This window comes from Streptomyces odontotermitis (assembly GCF_050510915.1).
In the GTDB taxonomy this organism is placed as follows: Bacteria; Actinomycetota; Actinomycetes; order Streptomycetales; family Streptomycetaceae; genus Streptomyces.
The window spans coordinates 38017-59122 of sequence record NZ_JBNJLS010000012.1 but is presented as its reverse complement, the minus strand read 5'-3'; the positions used below and the strand labels follow the sequence as shown (position 1 = coordinate 59122).

16 protein-coding genes are annotated in these 21106 nt (G+C 69.6%); 7 read left to right on the top strand and 9 right to left on the bottom strand.

Going from position 1 to position 21106, the window contains the following annotated elements; all coding sequences use genetic code 11:
* Nucleotides 1–24: 24 nt before the first annotated feature.
* The 7 genes from ACQB60_RS28780 to ACQB60_RS28750 all read right to left on the bottom strand — a co-directional run bounded on the left by ACQB60_RS28780 (nt 25) and on the right by ACQB60_RS28750 (nt 5713).
* The gene (locus tag ACQB60_RS28780; protein WP_496929000.1) at nt 25–1413 is read right to left on the bottom strand and encodes an 8-oxoguanine deaminase; all 1389 of its coding nucleotides are present in this window, start codon (nt 1411–1413) and stop codon (nt 25–27) included.
* A 75-nt stretch (nt 1414–1488) separates the two neighbouring features.
* Nucleotides 1489–2934 carry a nucleobase:cation symporter-2 family protein gene (locus tag ACQB60_RS28775; RefSeq protein WP_496928999.1) on the bottom strand — a complete coding sequence of 482 codons (1446 nt, stop codon included), beginning with the start codon at nt 2932–2934 and terminating at the stop codon, nt 1489–1491.
* Between the two features lie 67 nt (nt 2935–3001).
* On the bottom strand, nt 3002–3934 hold the full coding sequence (gene pucL / locus ACQB60_RS28770; RefSeq protein ID WP_496928998.1) for a factor-independent urate hydroxylase: 933 nt from the start codon (nt 3932–3934) through the stop codon (nt 3002–3004).
* Nucleotides 3935–3939: 5 nt separating this feature from the next.
* Nucleotides 3940–4347, bottom strand: coding sequence for a hydroxyisourate hydrolase (uraH, locus tag ACQB60_RS28765; RefSeq protein ID WP_496928997.1), 408 nt, complete (start codon nt 4345–4347; stop codon nt 3940–3942).
* Between the two features lie 8 nt (nt 4348–4355).
* The gene (gene uraD, locus ACQB60_RS28760) at nt 4356–4865 is read right to left on the bottom strand and encodes a 2-oxo-4-hydroxy-4-carboxy-5-ureidoimidazoline decarboxylase (protein ID WP_496928996.1); all 510 of its coding nucleotides are present in this window, start codon (nt 4863–4865) and stop codon (nt 4356–4358) included.
* A 189-nt stretch (nt 4866–5054) separates the two neighbouring features.
* Complete coding sequence (locus ACQB60_RS28755) at nt 5055–5435, bottom strand: helix-turn-helix domain-containing protein (RefSeq protein WP_496928995.1); 381 nt, start codon at nt 5433–5435, stop codon at nt 5055–5057.
* On the bottom strand, nt 5432–5713 hold the full coding sequence (locus ACQB60_RS28750; RefSeq protein ID WP_496928994.1) for a YkoF family thiamine-binding protein: 282 nt from the start codon (nt 5711–5713) through the stop codon (nt 5432–5434). Before ACQB60_RS28750 ends, ACQB60_RS28755 begins: the two co-directional genes overlap by 4 nt.
* 126 nt (nt 5714–5839) lie before the next feature.
* On the opposite strand from ACQB60_RS28750, the gene ACQB60_RS28745 reads away from it, so the two are divergent.
* From ACQB60_RS28745 to ACQB60_RS28725, 5 genes are all read left to right on the top strand, one after another.
* Entirely contained in the window at nt 5840–6673 is an 834-nt protein-coding gene (locus ACQB60_RS28745) for a TIM barrel protein (RefSeq protein WP_496928993.1), read from the top strand.
* A 63-nt stretch (nt 6674–6736) separates the two neighbouring features.
* A complete protein-coding gene (locus ACQB60_RS28740; protein WP_496928992.1) occupies nt 6737–7627 on the top strand; it encodes a 2-hydroxy-3-oxopropionate reductase in 891 nt (296 codons plus the stop codon).
* A 224-nt stretch (nt 7628–7851) separates the two neighbouring features.
* Nucleotides 7852–9309, top strand: coding sequence for a catalase (locus tag ACQB60_RS28735; protein ID WP_496928991.1), 1458 nt, complete (start codon nt 7852–7854; stop codon nt 9307–9309).
* A gap of 373 nt (nt 9310–9682) precedes the next feature.
* The gene (locus tag ACQB60_RS28730; protein ID WP_496928990.1) at nt 9683–10762 is read left to right on the top strand and encodes a hypothetical protein; all 1080 of its coding nucleotides are present in this window, start codon (nt 9683–9685) and stop codon (nt 10760–10762) included.
* Between the two features lie 114 nt (nt 10763–10876).
* The gene (locus ACQB60_RS28725) at nt 10877–12784 is read left to right on the top strand and encodes a protein kinase domain-containing protein (RefSeq protein ID WP_496928989.1); all 1908 of its coding nucleotides are present in this window, start codon (nt 10877–10879) and stop codon (nt 12782–12784) included.
* Nucleotides 12785–12901: 117 nt separating this feature from the next.
* Here ACQB60_RS28725 and gcl read toward each other — a convergent pair whose 3' ends face one another.
* A complete protein-coding gene (gene gcl / locus ACQB60_RS28720; RefSeq protein ID WP_496928988.1) occupies nt 12902–14689 on the bottom strand; it encodes a glyoxylate carboligase in 1788 nt (595 codons plus the stop codon).
* A 235-nt stretch (nt 14690–14924) separates the two neighbouring features.
* Between gcl and ACQB60_RS28715 the strand changes: the two genes are divergently transcribed.
* A complete protein-coding gene (locus ACQB60_RS28715; protein WP_496928987.1) occupies nt 14925–15719 on the top strand; it encodes a hypothetical protein in 795 nt (264 codons plus the stop codon).
* Between the two features lie 21 nt (nt 15720–15740).
* Here ACQB60_RS28715 and ACQB60_RS28710 read toward each other — a convergent pair whose 3' ends face one another.
* Nucleotides 15741–17351, bottom strand: a complete 1611-nt coding sequence (locus ACQB60_RS28710) for an AMP-binding protein (protein ID WP_496928986.1) — start codon at nt 17349–17351, stop codon at nt 15741–15743.
* Between the two features lie 625 nt (nt 17352–17976).
* Between ACQB60_RS28710 and ACQB60_RS28705 the strand changes: the two genes are divergently transcribed.
* The gene (locus ACQB60_RS28705; protein ID WP_496928985.1) at nt 17977–21099 is read left to right on the top strand and encodes an amino acid adenylation domain-containing protein; all 3123 of its coding nucleotides are present in this window, start codon (nt 17977–17979) and stop codon (nt 21097–21099) included.
* Nucleotides 21100–21106: the final 7 nt, after the last annotated feature.

Sequence of the window (21106 nt, the reverse complement as noted above, 5' to 3'; positions counted from 1 at the left end):
CCCCCCTGACCGGAGATCCAGGGGTCAGCTCCCGGCGGCGATGCGCGCGAGTCGCTGCGCCTCCTCCCGCGTGGAGCGGGCGATGGCGTCCTCGTCGGCGGTGAGCAGGCGTCCGTTCTCGACGACCGGCTTGCCATTGACGAGGGAGAGGGTGACCGGGGCCGCCGCGCCGAGGACGATGGCGGTCACCGGGTCGGCGATCGAGGAGTGTCCGATGCCGTCGGTCTTCCACAGGACCAGGTCGGCGAGTTTGCCGACTTCGAGGGAGCCGATGTTGTCGGCCCGCCCCAGGACTTGGGCTCCCCCGTACGTGCCGAGGCGCAGGGCCTGGCGCGCGGTGAGCGCCGCCTCGCGGTGGGCGCCGAGGCGGTTGATGAGGAGCGCGTTGCGCAGCTCGGTGTGGAGTTCGCCGGACTCGTTGGAGGCGGTGCCGTCCACGCCGAGGCCGACGGGGACGCCGGCGGCGAGCATGTCGGGGACGCGGGCGATGCCGGCCGCGAGGCGCGCGTTCGAGGACGGGCAGTGCGCGACTCCCGTACCGGTACGGGCGAATGCCGCGATGTCGGAGTCGTTCATGTGGACGCAGTGCGCCATCCACACGTCGTCACCGAGCCAGCCCGTCGACTCGAAGTAGTCGGTGGGGCCCATGCCGAACAGCTCGTGGCAGAACTTCTCCTCCTCGACCGTCTCGCTGCCGTGGGTGTGCAGCCGCACCCCGAGGCGGCGCGCCAACTCGGCGCCCTGGCGCATGAGTTCGGTGGAGACGGAGAAGGGCGAGCAGGGGGCCACGGCCACCTGCGTCATCGCGTCGAAGGAGGCGTCGTGGTGCTTGCGCACCGTCTCCTCCGTTGCCGCGAGCGCGCCGTCGAGGGTCTCGACGGCGAAGTCGGGGGGCAGGCCGCCGTCCTTCTCGCTGCGGTCCATGGAGCCACGGGCCAGGGTGAAGCGGACACCCATCTCGGAGGCGGCCCGGATGATCGAACCCGACAGGTCGCCGGAGCCCTGCGGGAAGACGTAGTGGTGGTCCATCGCGGTGGTGACACCGCCCCGGGCCATCATCGCCAGGGAGCCCTGCGCCGCCGCGTAGGTCATCTGCTCGTCGATGCGCGCCCACGTCGGGTACAGCGCCACCAGCCAGTTGAAGAGGTTGTGGTCCGTGGCCAGGCCCCGGGTGATCCACTGGTAGAAGTGGTGGTGCGTGTTGACCAGGCCCGGGGTGACCAGGTGGCCGGTGGCGTCGACACGGCGTACGACGTTCTCCAGGCCCTCGGGGGCCCGGCCCGCACCGATCGACTCGATCGTGTTGTCGGCGATGACGAGATGACCCGAGGCGTACTCGGTGTCGTCGGCGTCGACCGTCGCGATCGCGGCGTTCTCGATGACGATGCGCTGCGGGGGTGCCGTAGCAGCCATGGTGCTACCTCCTTGAGTGGCGGAAGGGGGTCCCCCCTGCTCCTTAAGAGCTTGGGGGCGGGGCACGGCAGGACCCTAGGAGGATTTGAGTGCCGCGGCGGTGGTGCTGCCGCGGGTGCCGAGGTGGTGGAAGAAGAGGTTCAGCGAGACGGCGACGAGCGCGCCGGCGCTGATGCCGGAGCCGAGCACGGTCTGCGCCCAGGCGGGGAAGTCGGCGTAGAAGGTGGGCGCGGCGAGCGGGATGATGCCGCAGCCGAGCGAGACGGCCACCAGGACGATGTTGGAGCTGTCGTCGAGTCCGGCCTCGGAGAGCGTACGGATGCCGCTGACCGCGATCGAGCCGAAGAGGACGATGCCCGCACCGCCGAGCACCGGCATCGGCACCGTGTTGACGACCGCGCCGAGCACCGGGAAGGCGCCGAGCACGATGAGCGCGCCACCGGCGACGGCCACGACGTAGCGGCTGCGGACCCGGGTGAGCGAGACGACGCCGACGTTCTGCGCGAAGGCCGAGGTGGGGAAGCCGCCGAAGACGGGGCCGACGAGCGTCGCGATGCCGTCCGTGCGCAGGCCGCGGGTGATGGTCTTTCCGTCGGTCTTGCGCTCGCAGATCTCTCCGAGGGCGAGCATCCCGGCCGAGGACTCGGTCATCAGGACCAGCATCACGATGCACAGCGAGAGGATCGCGGCGGGCTGGAACTCGGGGGCGCCGGAGGCGAAGGGCGTGGGGAGCGCGGCGACGGGCGCCGACCGAAGCGAGCTGAAGTCGGCGAGGCCGAACGGGATCGCGGCGAGCGTCCCGATGAACAGGCCCATGAGCAGGGCGACTTGCTTGAGGAAGCCGCGGCCGAAGCGCTGGAAGAGCAGGATCACGACGAGGGTGAACCCGGCGAGCGCGAGGAAGCGCATGTCGCCGAAGTCGGGGGACTCCTTGTCGCCGCCCTGCGCCCAGCCGACGGGCACGGGCATCAGGGTCACGCCGATGAGAGTGATGACGACACCGGTGACGAGCGGCGGGAAGAAGCGCAGCAGCCGTCCGAAGAAGGGCCCGACGGCGAGGCAGAAGACGCCCGCGACCATCACCGCGCCGTAGATGGCGGGGAGTTGATGGCCCTTCGCGCTGTTCTCGGCGATGGCGAGGATGGGCGCGATGCCCGCGGAGGAGGCGGCGTTGACGAAGGGCAGCCGGTTGCCGACGAAGCCCTTGACGCCGAGCGTCTGCAGGATGGTGGCGAGCCCGGCGATGAGCAGGCCGGCCGCGATGAGCCGCGTCTGGGCGGCGGTGTCCAGGCCGACGGCCTGGCCGATGATGAGCGGAGGGGTGACGACGCCGGCGTACATGGCGGCGATGTGCTGGAGAGCGGCGGGGACGAGCCGCGAGAAGTGGAGCTTTTCATCCACCGGATGACAGGGGGCGGTTGAGTCGCCGTCAGCTGTGTCAGCCGCTGTGTCGTCGGCCTTCTCCGGTGGGGTGGAACACGGGCCCTCGGCTGCTGCCGGCCCCTTTGCAGGCTGTGCCATTGCTGTCGTTCCCTCCGGTGTGGCGCGCCCCCGCCCGACTGGGCGGAGCGGGGGCGCGCGTCCCGCGTCAGAGGTTGGTCATGTCGACCGGGATGCGCTGGTCGGCGCCGTCCCGCAGGATCGTGGCCTCGATCAGGCCGTACGGGCGGTCGGCGGCGTAGTACACGGCACCGTCCTTCGCCTCGTTGTCCACGCCGCAGAAGGAGAGGTCCTGGCGGAAGTGGTGCTTGTTGGGCGCCGAGATGCGGATCTCGTCGATCTCGCTGCGGTTGTTGATGACCCGCGAACCCATCTGGAAGAGGGTCTGCTGCAGCGAGAGGGAGTAGGTCTCCACGAATGCCTGGATGATGTGCTTCTTGGCCTGCTCGTAGGACTTCTCCCACTGCGGCATGCGCTCGTCGTCGGAGGTCCAGTTGTGGCGCCACCAGGTGGACAGCGACGTCGCGAGGATGCGGTCGTAGTCCTCCTTCAGCGTCGTGTAGCGGTCCTTGATGTAGCCCCAGAACTCGGAGTTCGTGGTGTTCATCACCGTCAGGTCCTTCAGACCCGACAGGACCTCGAACTTCTCACCGTCGTAGGTGATCTGGACGAGCCGCGTCTCCTGGCCCTTGCGGACGAAGGAGTGCTTGACCTCGTCGGAGCCGATGAACTTGGAGTTCGAGTCGGACCCGGCGATGCGCTCCCAGGAGTACTCCTCGATGCGGATGCGCGCCCGGTGGATCGACGGCTGGCTGTCGACGAAGTGACGGGCCAGGTGGATGCCGTACTGCTCGGCGGACTCGATGCCGTATTCCTTGGCGAACGCGAAGCAGGTGTTCTTCGTGGTGTCCGTCGGCAGGCAGTTGGCGTTCGAGCCGGTCAGGTGGACGTCGTCGAGGTCACCGGAGAGGGCGACCGAGACGTTGAGGTCCTTGATGTGGTGGGTGTCGCCGTCCCGCGTGATCTTTACGACCCGGTTCTCAGCCTTGCCGTACTGGTTCTGTCCCAGAATGGTGGGCATGTCTGCTAGCTCCCTCGGTAAACGGAGTAGCCGAACGGGTTGAGCAGCAACGGCACGTGGTAGTGCTCGCCCGGCTTGACGGCGAAAGTGATCGCCACCTCCGGGAAGAACGCTCCGTTCGTGCCGCTGTCCCGATTCGCGGGGGCGTCCTGCTGCGCCTCGGCTTGCTGGTTGTTCTTGCTCAGGAAGTACGCCTCGGTCTCGAAGTCGAGCCGTACGTGGGTGGTGCCCTCCGGCAGCGCCGGCAGGTCCTTGCAGCGCCCGTCCGCGTCGGTGGCGCTCTTGCCGAGGTGCTGCCACGCGGCGTCGCTGCCCGAGCGGGCGGCGAGCGAGATGGCGACGCCCTCGGCGGGGCGGCCGATGCTGGTGTCCAGGATGTGCGTGGACACCGAAGCGGTGGTCTCGGTGCTCATCGGTCGGGTCACTCCCCTTCTTCTACGAGGCGGTTGAGACGGATGCGGTTGATCTTGCCCAGTTCGGTGCGGACGATCTCCCGCTCCTGCTCCGCGTCGTTGTCGATCCGGACCTTGATCTGGCCGAGCATGAACTCGGCGGTGGCGCCGGTCGCGCAGATGAGGAAGACGTGTCCGAACTTCTCCTGGTAGGCCAGGTTCAGTTCGAGCAGTTCGGCCTTGAGCTCCTCGGAGGCCCCGGCCATCCCGCGCTGCTCGCGGGCGGAGGTCGGGTCTCCCGGCTTCGGGCGGCCGATCGGCGGGTGCCCCGCCATCGCCTCGGCCAGGTCCTCGGCGGTGAGCTCGGCCATGGCGGCGTCGCTCGCGACGAGAAGGGCGTCGACGGTGGCGAAGGGGCGCTGGGCAAGCAACTTGCTTCCCCACGCCGAAGAGGCGCATGCCTCGTGGAGCGCGGCGGTGGCCGCGGCCTCCTCCAAGGCGTTGAACCGGGAAAGTCCCGGGGTGTTGCTCGAAGTCACGGGAAGCCTCCGTGGCCTTGTGCTGGACGGGCTGCGCATTAGCTAAGACCTTCAACAACACCGCGTCAACACTTTGTTGAAATCTCTTGAACAAAGAAGCCGCCACCCGGCATTTCGGGTGACGGCTTGCTTGCTCATAGTGACGCGGGGCGCTCTGTGTGACCGGGCGACTCCTCCGCGACGACCGCGCTATTTCTCCTTGGCGGCGGAGTTTTCCCTGTTCAGGTAGTTGTACACAGTGAAGCGGCTGACGCCTAGGGCGCTCGCCACAGTCTCCACGCCATGGCGCACGGAGAAGGCGCCGCGCGCCTCCAGTATCCGTACGACCTCCTGTTTCGCCTTCCGGTCGAGCTCGGACAGGGGGCGACCCTGCTTGCGCTCCAGGGCGAGCAGAATATGGTCGAGCGAGTCGGCGAGCTGCGGCAGACGTACGGCGATTACGTCGCGGCCCTCCCAGCTGAGTACGACGTCGTCCGTACCCGCCTCGTCCGGGTCCAGCATCTCGCCGCCCATCGCGTCGACGAGCGGCTTGACCGCCGCGACGAAGGGGTCCTCCCCGATCCCGGTCATCTGTCAGCCCCCTCCACCGGCTCGTCGGGTTCGCCCGGCTCACCGACCACGTTCACCTGGAGCGAGACGCGCGTCGCACCTGCGGCCAGGGACTTGCGCAGCAGTGCGTCGACCGCGGTGAGCACCGCGTCGGCACCGCCCTCCGCGGTGTTGCCGAACGGGCCGACGTCCACCGCGTCCAGCTGGGCCCCCTGAATGACCTCACGGGCGACGACCGCGTGGGGCGGGGCCTCGTCGAGGTCGAAGGGTTCGGTCGTGAACTCCACTCTCAATCGCACGGCGACAACCTACTGCGCGGTTCTTGATTTCTGGCAGCCCCCTCTTGACAGCTTCGGCGGATCGCAGGCAGTCTTCCATCAAGCAGAAATGAACTTCCGCAATACGGAAGGAGCGCGGAACTCCTCATGGCGTACACCGACCAGCGCTTCAATGTGAACCTGTCGATCCTCTTCACCGAGCTCCCGCTCCTGGAGCGCCCCGCGGCCGCCGCGGCGGCCGGCTTCACGGCCATCGAGCTGTGGTGGCCCTGGGTCGACGCCCCCACCCCCGAGCAGGCCGAGCTCGACGCCCTGAAGAAGGCGATCGAGGACGCGGGCGTCCAGCTGGTGGGCCTGAACTTCTACGCGGGCCAGCTCCCCGGCCCCGACCGCGGCGCCCTCTCCATCCCCGGCGAGGAGAGCGACAAGTTCCGCGCGAACCTCAAGGTCGCGGCAGACTTCGCCAAGGCCCTCGGCTGCAAGGCGCTCAACGCCCTCTACGGCAACCGCGTCGAGGGCGTGGACCCGGCCGAGCAGGACAAGCTCGCCCTGGAGAACCTGGTGCTCGCGGCCCGTGAGGCCGACCGCGTCGGCGCGACCCTGCTCATCGAGGCCCTGAACAAGCCCGAGTCGCCGCTCTGCCCGATCGTCAGCGCCCCCAAGGCCATCGAGATCGTGGACAAGGTCAACGAGGCGACCGGCCTGGGCAACGCGACGTTCCTCATGGACCTGTACCACCTCTCGATGAACGGCGAGGACCTCCCCTCGGTCATCGAGCAGTACGCCGCCAAGACCGGCCACGTACAGATCGCCGACAACCCGGGCCGTGGCGCTCCGGGCACCGGCTCGCTCCCCCTCGAGGAGCTCCTCGACCAGCTGAAGAAGGTCGGTTACGAGGGCTGGGTCGGCCTGGAGTACAAGGCCGCCGACGCCGCCGCCTCCTTCGAGTGGCTGCCCCGCGAGGCCCGCGCCGCGCGCTGAGCGCCGCCCGCACAGCCTCAACTCACCCTCGTAGACCAGCAGTTCCAGAAAGGCAGTACCCTCATGAGCAACCTCCCCAAGATCGCGTGGGTCGGCCTCGGCATCATGGGCTCGCCCATGTCCGAGAACCTGATCAAGGCGGGCTACTCCGTCACCGGCTTCACCCTGGAGCAGGACAAGCTGGACCGCCTCGCGGCCGCCGGCGGCACCGCCGCCACGTCGATCGCCGAGGCCGTCAAGGACGCCGACGTCGTCATCACGATGGTGCCCGCCTCCCCGCAGGTCGAGGCCATCGCGTACGGTGCCGACGGCATCCTGGAGAACGCCAAGTCGGGCGCGCTGCTCATCGACATGTCGTCGATCACCCCGCAGACCTCGGTCGACCTGGCGAAGGCCGCCAAGGACAAGGGCATCCGCGTCCTGGACGCCCCCGTCTCCGGTGGTGAGGCCGGCGCCATCGAGGCCGTCCTGTCCATCATGGTCGGCGGCGAGAAGGCCGACTTCGACGAGGCCAAGGCCGTCTTCGACGCTCTCGGCAAGACCATCGTGCTGTGCGGTCCGCACGGCTCGGGCCAGACCGTCAAGGCCGCCAACCAGCTCATCGTCGCCGTCAACATCCAGGCGTGCGCCGAGGCCGTGGTCTTCCTGGAGAAGTCCGGCGTGGACCTGAAGGCCGCGCTCGACGTCCTGAACGGGGGGCTTGCGGGCTCGACCGTCCTGACCCGCAAGAAGGACAACTTCCTCAACCGCGACTTCAAGCCCGGCTTCCGGATCGACCTGCACCACAAGGACATGGGCATCGTCACCGACGCCGCCCGCAACGTCGGTGCGGCCCTCCCGGTCGGCGCCACGGTCGCCCAGCTGGTGGCCTCGCTGCGCGCCCAGGGCGACGGCGGCCTGGACCACTCCGCGCTGCTCCGCGCGGTCGAGCGCCTCTCCGGCGCCCAGCTGTAACGCCCTGCTGTGGCGGCGGGTGAGCCGCCGCCACAGCAGCTCACAGACTTCCGGGTCGCGGCGGCGCTGACACCTGTCCTGTCGCGCCCAAGCGTCGCCGCGGCCCGGAACCATGCCCGTTCACTCAACTTCAACAAACTGTTGACTTAGCTGGTCAGGCGCTCTTAGTCTCGCGTCACCGTCAGCAGTTCCAGCAGTTCCGTACGGAAGGTCACCTCGCCACCATGTCGAAGCGTGTGCTCACGACCGAGTCCGGCGCTCCCGTCGCCGACAATCAGAACTCCGCCACCGCCGGCGTCGGTGGCCCGCTCCTCCTCCAGGACCAGCACCTGCTGGAGAAGCTCGCCCGCTTCAACCGTGAGCGCATCCCGGAGCGCGTCGTGCACGCCCGCGGCTCCGGCGCGTACGGCTACTTCGAGGTGACCGACGACGTCACCGGCTTCACGCACGCGGACTTCCTCAAGGAGGTCGGCAAGCGCACCGAGGTCTTCCTGCGCTTCTCGACCGTGGCCGACAACCTCGGTGGCGCGGACGCCGTCCGTGACCCCCGCGGCTTCGCGCTGAAGTTCTACACCGAAGAGGGCAACTACGACCTCGTCGGCAACAACACCCCGGTCTTCTTCATCAAGGACCCGCTGAAGTTCCCCGACTTCATCCACTCCCAGAAGCGCGACCCCTTCACGGGCAAGCAGGAGCCGGAGAACGTCTGGGACTTCTGGGCGCACGCCCCCGAGGCCACGCACCAGATCACCTGGCTCATGGGCGACCGCGGCATCCCCGCCTCGTACCGCCACATGAACGGCTACGGCTCCCACACCTACCAGTGGACCAACGCCAAGGGTGAGGCGTTCTTCGTCAAGTACCACTTCAAGACGAACCAGGGCATCCGCTCCCTCTCCTCCGAGCAGGCCGCCGAGATCGCGGGCAAGGACCCGAACTCGCACCAGACCGACCTGCTGCAGGCCATCGAGCGCGGCGTGAACCCGTCCTGGACCCTGCACGTGCAGATCATGCCGGCGGCGGACGCGGCCGAGTACCGCTTCAACCCGTTCGACCTCACCAAGGTGTGGCCGCACAAGGACTACCCGCTGCAGCGCGTCGGCCGCCTGGTCCTGGACCGCAACCCCGACAACGTCTTCGCCGAGGTCGAGCAGGCCGCCTTCTCCCCGAACAACTTCGTTCCGGGCATCGGCCCCTCCCCCGACAAGATGCTCCAGGGCCGCCTCTTCGCCTACGCGGACGCCCACCGCTACCGCCTCGGTGTGAACCACACCCAGCTCGCGGTGAACGCCCCCAAGGCGACCCAGGCCGACAACTACGGCCGCGACGGCTTCATGGCGGCCAACGCCTACGCCCGCTCGCGCAAGAACTACGAGCCCAACTCGTACGACGGCCCCACCGAGACCGGCCAGCCGCTGTCCGCCCCGCTCGCCATCAACGGCTACACGGGCACGCACGAGGCCCCGGCCCACACCAAGGACGACGACTTCTTCCAGGCCGGTGAGCTCTACCGCCTGATGTCGGAGGAGGAGAAGTCCCGCCTCGTGGCGAACATCGCCGGCGGCCTCTCGCAGGTCTCCCGCGACGACGTCATCGAGAAGAACCTGGCCCACTTCCACGCCGCCGACGCCGACTACGGCAAGCGCGTCGAGGAGGCCGTCCGCGCCCTGCGCGAGGACTGAGCCGGGAGTAACTCCCCAGCTTCGCCGGTGAGTTGACGGGAGGTCGACTCACCGGCGATGAGCCCGCACCACGGACCCGGATGAGGGGTGGTCCCGTGGCACGGGCAAGGCGAGGACCGCGGCGGCTCGCGAGCCAGTGCGGTGGTAAAGGTCCTGGGCTCCCCTTCTCGACCTGAGGGAAGAGGAACCCACGGTCCGTCGCTGCCGCCGCGGTCCCACCCATCGCCTCCACAGAATCCGCCCGGCGACAGGTATGCATGTCCTGCCAGTCGCCCGTCGTCGGGCGGCAGCAACTGGCGGCGAGCACGGGACGGTCCCCGTGCTCGCCGCTCTTTCGTGTGCGCGCGGGCCTGGACGTGGGTAGTGGTCGGCCATGCCGCAACGAGGCGATCTGTACCGGCGCTGGCCGTCCGGTGACATCCCCAACATCGTCGTGCTCCGGCTCACGGGGATGAGCATGTCCCCCTCCGGGGGCCGCCGTTGGGCCCGCGGTCAGACCCTCGCCTTCGCCCTCGTCACTCTTGCCCCGGCCCTCCTCGCCGCGGTGGCGATCGGCACGGGACTCGCCCACAAGCAGGACGTGCTCTCGCACTTCGGATGGACCGCGTTCTTCGTCGGTCTGGACGTCATCGCCATCGCCCTGCACTGGTGGGTGTGCTGGCTCTTCCTCGGGGTGACCGAGGATCTGGACGCGATGCTGACTCCCGTCGGGCGTACGGCGGTTCACGACTGGCTCGACCGCAAGACGTCCCGGGGGCGGCAGCTGCGGGCCATGCTCATCGGCAGCGTGCTGCTCGCGGGCGGCCTGCTGACCGCCAACACGCTCGCATCCGGAGGTGCCCGCGGCGGGGACGGCGACTCCGTCTTCGTGGCGGTCATGTCGTACGCCACCGTCGCCTTGACGGGCGCTCTGTACGGTTCCAGTGGCTACTGGCTGCTCAACGCGGGCCGGCTGGCCACCACCGTGTCCCGCCGGGGCCACGCGAAGCTGCTGTGGTCCGCGCCCGCCAGGACGCCCGGCATGGAGAAGATGTCGGCGGCGTACCGCCTGGCATCGCTGATGATCTCCCTGGGCACGGCGGCCGGACTCGTCCCGGTGCTGAGCTGGGCATACTCGGGCGGACGGCACGACACGAGCGTCTCGGTGGTCAAGTGGGCCATCATCGCCTCGACCGTCATCATGGCCGCCGTCTTCTCCCTGCTCCCCCAGTGGCGCCTGTCCATGGCCATCAGCGAGGCCAAGGCCGAGAGCCTGCGCAGGATCTCGGAGCTGCTGCCCGACGAGGTGCCCACGGCCCAGCGCCCGGTCGACGAACAGACCGCCCGCAACATCGAGTTGCTCGCCATGGTCGCGAGCAGCCCGAGCTCCACGATCACGGGACAGACCGTGGCGGCGGTGATCCTGGCCCTGCTGGGCGTGGCGGTTCCGGCGCTGGCGCAGGTCGTCTTCTGAGCGGTCCGGTCCGGCTCGACCTCGCCTTCACCGCGAACATCAACAGCCACTATTCTCAAGCGCGTTGCGCCAGTGACCGGGCGAGAGCAGAGCAGTCGGGGGATTCACAGCATCATGAGTGGTACGAACGCGGACGACCAGGACGACCAGGACGACTTCATCGACGGGGGCATCAAGCCGCTGCTGGTGAGCGACCCCGCGCGCATCGGGCCGTATCTGCTGCTCGGACGCCTCGGCGCCGGCGGCATGGGCCGCGTGTTCCTCGCGCGCTCGGACAGCGGGCGGACCGTCGCCGTGAAGGTCGTGCACGAAGAGCACGTGTCCGACGCCCAGTTCAGAGCGCGGTTCCGGCGCGAGATCGAGGCGGCGCGGCGGGTCGGGGAGCAGTACACGGCGCCGGTGCTCGACGCGGGCCCGGCCGACGCACCGCCGTGGGTCGCCACCGGCTACGTCCCCGGGCTCTCCCTGGAGCAGGTCGTACGCCGCCACGGCCCCCTCCCGGCCGAGTCCCTGCACGCGCTCTCCGACGGGCTCCTGAAGGCGCTCAAGGACATCCACGGCGCCGGGATCGTGCACCGCGACCTGAAGCCGTCCAACGTGATGCTGACCGTGGACGGCATGAAGGTCATCGACTTCGGGATCGCGCGGGCGATGGAGACGTCCGTCGAGTCCCTGCTGACCAGTACGGGGATGGCCGTCGGCTCGCCCGGGTTCATGTCGCCGGAGCAGGTGCGCGGGGAGCGCGCGGGCGTGAAGAGCGATGTGTTCACGCTCGGCTGCGTGCTGACGTACGCGGCGACCGGGCAGCTTCCGTTCGGGCAGGGAGCCAGCAACCAGCACGCGGTGATGTTCCAGATCGTGGAGGGCGAGCCCGATCTGACTCGGATCAAGGACGCCCCGCTGCGCGCGTTCATCGCCCGGTGCCTGACGAAGGACATCGACGAACGGCCCGGCGTCGACGAGCTGTTGGCGGACGACGAGCGCCCGCGCCCCGCGTCCACGCGCGCCGCCTGGCTGCCCGCGAAGGTCGTCGCGCGCCTCGCGCAGCAGTCCGCGCAGCTGCTGGACGCGGAGGCGACGCCGCTGCGGGAGGAGCCCCCCGTACGGGAGGCTCCCGTGGACCGGGCGACGGTGGGCCTGCGCCCCAAGGACGACGAGAGCGGCCCGGAGGCGGCCGCCGCCGCAGTCGTGGCGGCGCGCGGTGCCACCACGGCCGGAGACTCCGAACGACGCCCCCGCCGACGCCGCACCCTCATCGCCCTGCCCATCGTCGCCGTGCTCGCCATCGGCGGCGGAACGGCGGCCCTGCTCCAGCTCCAGCCCTTCGGGAAGGACGACGGGGACGGGGCGCAGGCCAAGCCCGCGGGCCACAGCCAGAGCGCCACGCCCGGCGCCGACAACTCGCCGGCCACGCCCAGCAGTTCCCCCTCCAAGAAGAAAAAGAAGGACGGGGACGCCGACAAGGGCAAGGACGACAAGAAGAAGGACGACAAGAAGGGCAAGGACGACGACCCGGACTCCGAGGAGAGCGAGGGCGGTTCGGGGAAGCAGGGCGGCGACAGCGGCGGCAGCGCATCCGGCGGGGGCGGCGACACCGGCTCGGTCGGCGACGGCTCCGGCAGCGGCGGTTCCGACTCCGGCTCCGGCGGCTCCTCCGGTTCGGACAGCGGCGGCAGCTCGGGCGGCTCGTCCGGCTCCGGCGGCTCCTCCAGCGGCTCCAAGCCGCCCGCCCTGACGGCCTACAAGCTTGAGTGGGTCCACGGCTGCGTGGGCGCCTGCGACATGCCCCTCCGGGTGACCTGGGACGCGATCCCCCGGGCGACGAAGTACAACATCCACTACACCAACAAGGGCAGCCAGTACACGAAGAAGAACGTCGACACGATCCTCACCACCAGCAACACCAGCTACACGATCAACGGCCCGTACTCGGGCGACAAGATCTGCGTCGCGGTCCGCGCGGCCAACAGCCACGGGGCCTCGGCCTGGGCGGAGACGTGGTGCGCCGAGGTGCCGTACTGACCGACGCCTGACAAGCAGAAGGGGCGGTCCACCCCGCTCGGGTGGACCGCCCCTTCTGTGCTGCGGGTCCGACTCGGACCGGTGCGGGTCCGACTCAGACCGTCACCGAGACCTCGCTCAGACCTTCAGCGGACGGATCGCCGTCGGGGCGTGACCCGGCTCCGTGGCGAGCTCCTCGAACTCCTTGACCGCGCTGATGTCGGCCGTGGGGCTCATGGCGATGTTGGTGATGCGCTCCAGGATCGCCTCGACGACGACCGGGACGCGGTACTCCTGCGCCAGCTTCTTGGCCTGCTCCAGGGCGGTGCCGAGCTCGGCCGGGTCGGTGACGCGGATCGCCTTGCAGCCCAGGCCCTCGGCGACCTTGACGTGGTCGACGCCGTAGACGCCCAGCTCGGGGCTGTTCTGGTTCTCGAACTCCAGGTTGACCTGGAAGTTGATGTCCAGACCGATCTGCGCCTGGCGGATCAGGCCCAGGTAGGCGTTGTTCACCAGGACGTGGACGTACGGGATGCGGTGCTGCGCACCGACCGCCAGCTCCTCGATCATGAACTGGAAGTCGTAGTCGCCGGAGAGCGCGACGACCTGGGTGTCCGGGTCGGCCTTGGCGACACCGAGGGCGGCCGGGATGGTCCAGCCCAGCGGGCCCGCCTGGCCGCAGTTGATCCAGTGGCGCGGCTTGTAGACGTGCAGCATCTGCGCGCCCGCGATCTGGGAGAGGCCGATCGTCGTGACGTAACGCGTGTCCTTGCCGAACGCCTTGTTCATCTCCTCGTAGACGCGCTGCGGCTTCATGGGGATGTTGTCGAAGTGCGTACGGCGCTGCAGCGTCGACTTGCGCTCCAGGTGCGAGGCGACCCACTCGGAGCGGTCGGGCAGCTGACCAGCGGCCTTCAGCTCCTTGGCGACCTCGACGAACAGCTCCAGGGCGGCCTTGGCGTCCGAGGTGATGCCGTAGTCCGGCGCGAAGATCTTGCCGATCTGGGTCGGCTCGATGTCGACGTGCACGAACTTGCGGTCCTTGGTGTACACGTCCAGCTTGTAGCCGGTGTGACGGTTGGCCCAGCGGTTGCCGATGCCGAGGACGAAATCCGACTCCAGGAACGTGGCGTTGCCGTAGCGGTGACCGGTCTGCTGACCGACCATGCCCGCGTTCAGGTCGTGGTCGTCGGGGATGGTGCCCCAGCCCATCAGGGTCGGGACGACCGGGGTGTTGGTGATCTCGGCGAACTCGACCAGCAGGTCGGAGGCGTCCGCGTTGATGATGCCGCCACCGGCGATGATCAGCGGGCGCTCGGCCTCGACCAGGAACTTGATCGCCTTCTCGATCTGGGCGCGGGTCGCGGTCGGCTTGTAGACCGGCAGCGGCTCGTACGTCTCCGGGTCGAACTCGATCTCGGTCTGCTGGACGTCGATGGGCAGGTCGATCAGGACCGGGCCCGGACGGCCGGAGCGCATCAGGTGGAACGCCTGCTGGAAGACGCCCGGGACCTGCGCGGCCTCCAGGACCGTGACGGCCATCTTGGAGACCGGCTTGGCGATCGAGGCGATGTCGACGGCCTGGAAGTCCTCCTTGTGCAGCAGGTGGCTCGGGGCCTGGCCCGTGATGCACAGGATCGGGATCGAGTCGCCGATCGCGGAGTACAGACCGGTGATCATGTCGGTGCCGGCGGGACCCGACGTACCGATGCAGACACCGATGTTCCCCGGGTTGGCCCGGGTGTAGCCCTCGGCCATGTGGGAGGCGCCCTCGACGTGGCGGGCCAGCGTGTGGTCGATCCCCCCGACGTTCTTGAGCTCCTTGTAGAAGGGGTTGATGGCGGCGCCCGGCACGCCGAACGCGTTGGTGACGCCCTCGCGCTTGAGGATCTCAACTGCCGCGGCGGCAGCGGTCATACGAGCCATTGAGTACTCCTGCTTCGGCTTGCGGATTCCGGCTCCCGGCGCGCCCCGCGGTGAGCTTGTGAATTCCGTTCCTGCTCCACGTGGTCCGGGCCTCACCTTCGCGGCGACTTCCGTATCGTGGAAATTATGTTCTGCTATATGGAAGCAATGTAGGGGGCGCGAGGGAGACCGTCAAGAGCCGTCTGTTGTGCCAAACCCACTGCCGCGCCCCACCCCGTTGGTGGACGATGACCCCATGTCCAGGTCCATGGATGGAACCGGCCCGGCCGCCGGCGAGGGCGTCCCGGTGCGCTGCCCGGTCTGCGGCCGCGAGCACACCTACGCACCACCGGCCTTCCCCTGCGCGTGCGGCGCCCCCGTCACCCCGCCCATGGCCCGCGGCACGGTCATCGCCCCGGTCACCGACCGGTCCTGGTCGGACGAGTGGGTCACGGTGCGGTGCGGGGCGTGCGGCCGCAAGGACCAGTGGCCGCAGCCGGAGCTGGGGTGCGGGTGCGGAGCGGTGCTGCGGATACCCGTACGACTCGAATCCCCGAAACCGCCGAAGCCCGCGGAGGCCCCCGGTCCCCCCGGTTCCCCCGGCTCCCCCGGTTCCACCGGCTCCCCCGGGTCGCCGGAGCCCCGGAAGCGGTTCCTCTCCCCCAAGCCCCGCGCCGCCTTCGAGCCCATGACGATCCGCTCGGTCCGCGACGCCGTGACGGCGGTCGCCCTCTATCTGCGCTGGCTCGGCTTCCAGGACATCAGCGGCGGCAGCCATCGGCCCCCGTCCGGCGTGCGGGTCTGCGCGCGCGGCATCGTCGCCCAGGTCGAGCCCTCGGTACGCCCCGCCTCACTGCGCGACGTCGAATGCGTCTGGCTGACCGGCCTCACCCAGGACGCGGAGTGCGCCTGCTTCTCCCTCTCCGGCTACGCGGACGACGCCCGCGACCGCGCGGACGAACTGGGGGTACCCCTCTTCGTCCTGGACCTGACGGGCACGCCGCAGCCGGTGAACGGGGCGGCGGACGACCTGATCGGGACGAGCGGGTAGCGACGCCGCATGCGGGGGAGGTCAGGCCCCGTACCGCTCCCTGAGCTCGATCTTGCGCACCTTGCCCGAGACCGTCATCGGGAACTCGGTCAGGATCCGCAGCCCGGACGGGATCTTGTAGTGGGCCAACTGCCCGGCGCAGTACTCCCGCAGCTCGGCGAGGGTCAGCGGGTTCTCCGGGTCGCGCAGGATGACGCAGGCCAGCGGGGCCTCCCCGTACCGCTCGTCGGGGACGCCCACGACCTGCACGTCGGCGATCTTCGGGTGGCCGTGGAGGAACTCCTCCACCTCGCGCGGGTAGATGTTCTCGCCGCCCCTGATGATCATGTCCTTGATGCGCCCGACGATCTGGACGTACCCGTCCTCGCGCATCACCGCGAGGTCCCCCGTGTGCATCCACCGCCCCGCGTCAAGGACCTCCGCGGTCCGCTCCGGCTCGTCCCAGTAGCCGAGCATCACGCTGTAGCCGCGCGTGCACAGCTCACCGGACTCGCCGCGCGGCAGCGTGCGCCCGCTCGCCGGGTCGACGACCTTCACCTCGATGTGCGGCAGCACCCGCCCGACCGTCGTGGTGCGCCGCTCCAGGTCGTCGTCCCTGCGCGTCTGCAGCGACACCGGCGAGGTCTCGGTCATGCCGTAGCAGATGGAGACCTGCTCCATGTGCATCTCGGCCACCACCCGCTTCATGACCTCCACCGGGCACGGCGAGCCCGCCATGATCCCGGTGCGCAGGGAGGAGAGGTCGTACGTCGCGAAGTCGGCGAGGTTCAGCTCGGCGATGAACATCGTCGGCACCCCGTACAGGGACGTGCAGCGCTCCCGCTCGACGGCGTGCAGGGTGGCGACGGGGTCGAAGGACGGCGCGGGGATGACGATGCAGGCCCCGTGCGAGGTGGCGCCGAGGTTGCCCATGACCATGCCGAAGCAGTGGTAGAAGGGCACGGGGAGGCAGACCCGGTCCTGCTCGGTGTAGCCGACGGTGCGGCCCACCCAGTAGCCGTTGTTGAGGATGTTGTGGTGGGAGAGCGTGGCGCCCTTGGGGAAGCCGGTGGTCCCGGAGGTGTACTGGATGTTGACGGCGTCGTCGCAGCTCAACTCGCCCTCACGGAGGCGCAGTTCGGCCACGTCGACGTCGGCCCCCGCCCGCACGAGCTCGCCCCACGACGCCTCGTCCCCGATGTAGTGCACGGCCCGCAGCGCGGGACAGTCCCCCCGCACCTCCTCCACCAGCGCCCGGTAGTCGCTGCCCTTGTGCGCCAGCGAGGCGACGAGCAGTGAGATCCCGGACTGCTTCAGCACATACGCCAACTCATGGGCGCGGTAGGCGGGGTTGATGTTCACCATGATCGCGCCGATGCGCGCGGTGGCGTACTGCACGAGCACCCACTCCGGGCAGTTGACCGCCCAGATCCCGACCCGGTCCCCCTTGGCGACCCCGGCCCCGATCAGCCCGCGCGCCAACTCGTCGACGGCGGGGCCGAACTCGGCATAGGTCCAGCGCGCACCGGAGGCCACGTCGACCAGGGCGTCGCGGTCCGGCCACGCCTCGATCGCCCGGTCGAGATTGCGTCCGATCGTGTCGGAGAGGAGGGGTGTGGTGCTGGTGCCGTGGACGTACGAGAGTCCGCTCACTTGACGCTCCGTCATACGGGCTTCACTGGCCTGGCGTTCACTCACCGGAACTCCCCCTCGCGGTACGCGGCGGCGCGGCGTCACCCCAGCAACTTAGCGCGGTGACGCTGAACAGTCCCCGGAAACGATCAAGTGCATCGTCCCGGAATGCACGAGGCATACCCCTACCCCCTACCCGAGACAGGATTCGCGGTGGCTTCAACCGACGGAGCCGCGCCGAAATTCCCGGGCGGTCATCGCGGAACAGCACATAAAGAATCCACATGCGGAATTACCCGCTCTCCTCATGCCTCTCCATGAGGCTGCGCCTCAGCAGAGCCAATTACCCTGGCAAGAGCGCCAGATGAGCGACACGCGGGGAATTCGGCGCCTACAGGGCACACCTTTGAGTAATTCGCTCACTGCCGCCTCATGGCACCCCACCCACAAATTCTCCACAATCTGCTTCGCCGGTCGGCGGGCCCGTCGACCCTCGTTGACATGGGGTACCCCCGTGGGGTTTCCTCGACGGCATTCCTGAACCGGCCCCTTGAGCCGACCCCTTCTCCGTAGTGCGGTTCACCGCGTCCGCAATCCCTTTTGGCGACCCGCGGAATTCTCCACACCTGCAAGGAACGAGAGAATCATGGACATATCCGGGAACCCGTTCGCACACCAACGCTTTGCGGCCGTGGCCGCGGCACAGCCCACGGCGACAGCGGTGGAGCACGACGGCCACCGCGTCGACTACGCGGAACTCGACGAGCGCGCGAACCTGCTCGCGCACCGGCTCCGGAGCCTGGGAGTCACCCGTGGCTCCGTGGTCATGACGCACCTCGGGCGCTCCGTCGACCTGATCGTGTCGTTCCTCGCGACCCTCAAGGCGGGGGCGGTCTATCTGCCGGTGGAGCCGGACGCCCCGGACGACCGGATCGCCACGTACCTCAAGGAGACCCGCTGCGCGGCCGTCGTCACCCGCCCCGACCTCGCACACCGCTTCACCGGCTTCCCGGTGCCGACCCTCGCGGCGGACGGCGGCACCACGGACGACGGCACGACGGGCGGCGAAGCAGCGGACGGCGGCACCGCAGCAGCGCGCACCGCCCCGCCCGAGGTCACGGTCGAGGGCTCCGACACCGCCTACATCGTCTACACGTCGGGGTCTTCGGGCACGCCCAAGGGCGTCCCCATCCCGCACGCCTCCCTCAACTACCTCTGCGAGCACATCAACGAGGGGTACGGCATCGGCCCCGGCGACCGCGTCCTGCAGTTCGCCGCGCTCTCCTTCGACACCTCCATCGAGCAGATCCTGGTCGCGCTCCTCAACGGAGCGACGCTCGTCCTGCCCGAGGACGTCTGGGCCCCGAGCGAGCTGCCCGCCAGGCTCACCGCGCTCGGCGTCACCGTCATGGACCTCACCCCGTCGTACTGGCGGGCCTTCCTCGCCGAACTGGAGCGCTCCCCCGCCGAGTTGCCGGTCCGGCTCACGATCGTCGGCGGCAGCGCGGTGCACGCCGCCGACTGCCGTACGGCGCTGCGGCTCATGCCGAACTCCCGGCTCGTCAACGCCTACGGACTGACCGAGACGACGATCACCTCGTGCACCATGGAGCTCACCCCGGAGCTGCTCCCCGCCGAGGGGCCCGCCCCCGTCGGCCGCCCCCTGCCCGGCACCACCGTCCGCGTGCTCGACCAGGACCTGCGGCCGGTGCCGCCCGGGGCGCCCGGGGCGCCCGGCGAGATCTACCTCGGCGGCCCCGGCGTCGCCCCGGGCTATCTCGCCGAAGAGACCCCGGCCAAGGACCGCTTCGTCTCGCTTGCGGGGGAAGCGGGTGAGGCGCGGCGCTTCTACCGCACAGGGGACCTGGGCCGCTGGACGGCGGAGGGCGACCTCCAGATCACCGGGCGGGCCGACCGGCAGATCAAGATCCGCGGCTACCGGGTCGAGCCCGCCGAGATCGAGGCGACGCTCTCGGCCCACCCCCTCATCGACGACGTCGCGGTGAAGGCGTACAGCGTCAAGGGTGAGTCGCAGGTCGCCGCCTACTACACGGCGAACCGGACCCAGGACCGGCTCGAAACAAGCGAGTTGCGCGACTTCATCACCGGCCGGCTCCCCGTCTTCATGGTCCCCGCGGCCTTCGTCCGCCTCGACGCCATGCCGATGACGGCGAACGGCAAGGCCGACCTCGCCGCACTCCCCGACCCGGTGCGGGCCACCGCCCCCGCCCCTGCGGCCGACCGCACCGCCGCGCCCGCCACCCTGGTCGAGCGCGCCGTCGCCGGGCTGTGGTGCCAGGTCCTCGACGTCGAGGCGGTCGCGCCCGACGACAACTTCTTCGACCTCGGCGGCAATTCGATCGCGGCGGCCGAACTGCTCGCCAAGGTGCGGGCCTCGCTCGGCATCCTGATCACCCAGGTCCGCCCGCTCATCCGGCTCCTCCTCGACGACGCGACCCTGCGCAGCTTCGCCTCGGCGGTGGAGTCGGCCCGGTCCGGCACCCTCGACACCGGCGGCACTCCGCCCACCGACTTCGAGGCCGACGCCGTCCTCGGGGTGCCCGTCCAGCGGCGGCCGACGACCACCGACTGGGCCGACCCCGCCCATGTGTTCCTCACCGGCGCGACCGGGTTCCTCGGGATCCATCTGCTCCGCGAACTCCTCGCGACCACCGGCGCCACGGTGCACTGCCTGGTGCGCGCCGCGGACGCGGAGGAGGCGGAGGAGCGCATCAGGGCCAACGCCGCCCGCTACCTGTCCGGTCCACGGGCGGAGCACGCGGACCCACTGGCGGAGCACGCCGACCCGCTGGCGGAGTACTGGGCCGACGGCCGGATCGCGGCGGTCCCCGGAGACCTGGACAAGCCCCGACTCGGCTTGTCCGAGGCGGAGTTCGACCACTACTCCCGGATCGTCGACGTCATCCACCACCCGGGCGGTCTGGTCAACTTCATCTACCCGTACTCCCACATGCGCCCGACGAACGTCGAGGGCACCCGCGAGATCATCCGCCTCGCGGCCCGGCACCGGAACATCCCCGTCCACTACGTCTCCACCATGGCGGTCGTCTCCGGCTTCGGCACCGCCGGGGTCCGGCACGTCACCGAGGAGACACCCCTGGCCCACGCCGACCACCTCTCCGTCGGGTACGTGGAGAGCAAGTGGGTCGCCGAGGCACTCCTGCAGAACGCGGCCGCCGAGGGGCTTCCCGTCGCCGTCTACCGCGCCGCCGACATCTCCGGCGACCGGACGAGCGGCGCCTGGAACACCGCGACCGAGATGTGCGCGATGAAGCGGTTCATCGTCGACACCGGCACCGCGCCGATCGCCGAACTCCCCCTGGACTACACGCCGGTGGACCGCTACGCGGCCGCCCTGCTGCACATCGCCGCGAGCCGGGTGCCCGCCGGCGAGGTGTACCACCTGACCAACCCCGGCAAGGTGAACGTCTCGCTCCTCACCGAACGCCTTCGGGCGCGCGGCCACACGATCCGCGAAGTCCCCTGGGAACAGTGGCTGGAGCGCATCGTCGCCACGGCCGTGGCGGAGCCGGACCACCCCATGACGCCCTTCGCGCCGCTCTTCATCGACCGCTGCGCCACCGGCGACATGAGCGTCGCCGAGATGTATCTGGAGACGACCTTCCCCACCTTCTCGCAGGACAACGTGACGGCCGCGCTGCGGGGCAGCGGCATCGAGATCCCGCCCGTCGACGGCGCCCTGCTCGACCGCTACCTCGACTACCTGACCTCCGTCGACTTCCTGTGAACCGGCC

Bases quoted from the DNA above. Each gene is read 5' to 3' on its own strand.
- ACQB60_RS28740 (WP_496928992.1), top strand. From the start codon at position 6,737: ATGAGCAACCTCCCCAAGATCGCGTGGGTCGGCCTCGGCATCATGGGC.
- ACQB60_RS28745 (WP_496928993.1), top strand. From the start codon at position 5,840: ATGGCGTACACCGACCAGCGCTTCAATGTGAACCTGTCGATCCTCTTC.
- ACQB60_RS28755 (WP_496928995.1), bottom strand. From the start codon at position 5,435: ATGACCGGGATCGGGGAGGACCCCTTCGTCGCGGCGGTCAAGCCGCTC.
- pucL (WP_496928998.1), bottom strand. From the start codon at position 3,934: ATGCCCACCATTCTGGGACAGAACCAGTACGGCAAGGCTGAGAACCGG.
- ACQB60_RS28705 (WP_496928985.1), top strand. From the start codon at position 17,977: ATGGACATATCCGGGAACCCGTTCGCACACCAACGCTTTGCGGCCGTG.
- ACQB60_RS28735 (WP_496928991.1), top strand. From the start codon at position 7,852: ATGTCGAAGCGTGTGCTCACGACCGAGTCCGGCGCTCCCGTCGCCGAC.
- ACQB60_RS28725 (WP_496928989.1), top strand. From the start codon at position 10,877: ATGAGTGGTACGAACGCGGACGACCAGGACGACCAGGACGACTTCATC.
- ACQB60_RS28775 (WP_496928999.1), bottom strand. From the start codon at position 2,934: ATGGCACAGCCTGCAAAGGGGCCGGCAGCAGCCGAGGGCCCGTGTTCC.
- ACQB60_RS28715 (WP_496928987.1), top strand. From the start codon at position 14,925: ATGTCCAGGTCCATGGATGGAACCGGCCCGGCCGCCGGCGAGGGCGTC.
- ACQB60_RS28730 (WP_496928990.1), top strand. From the start codon at position 9,683: ATGCCGCAACGAGGCGATCTGTACCGGCGCTGGCCGTCCGGTGACATC.
- gcl (WP_496928988.1), bottom strand. From the start codon at position 14,689: ATGGCTCGTATGACCGCTGCCGCCGCGGCAGTTGAGATCCTCAAGCGC.
- uraH (WP_496928997.1), bottom strand. From the start codon at position 4,347: ATGAGCACCGAGACCACCGCTTCGGTGTCCACGCACATCCTGGACACC.
- ACQB60_RS28780 (WP_496929000.1), bottom strand. From the start codon at position 1,413: ATGGCTGCTACGGCACCCCCGCAGCGCATCGTCATCGAGAACGCCGCG.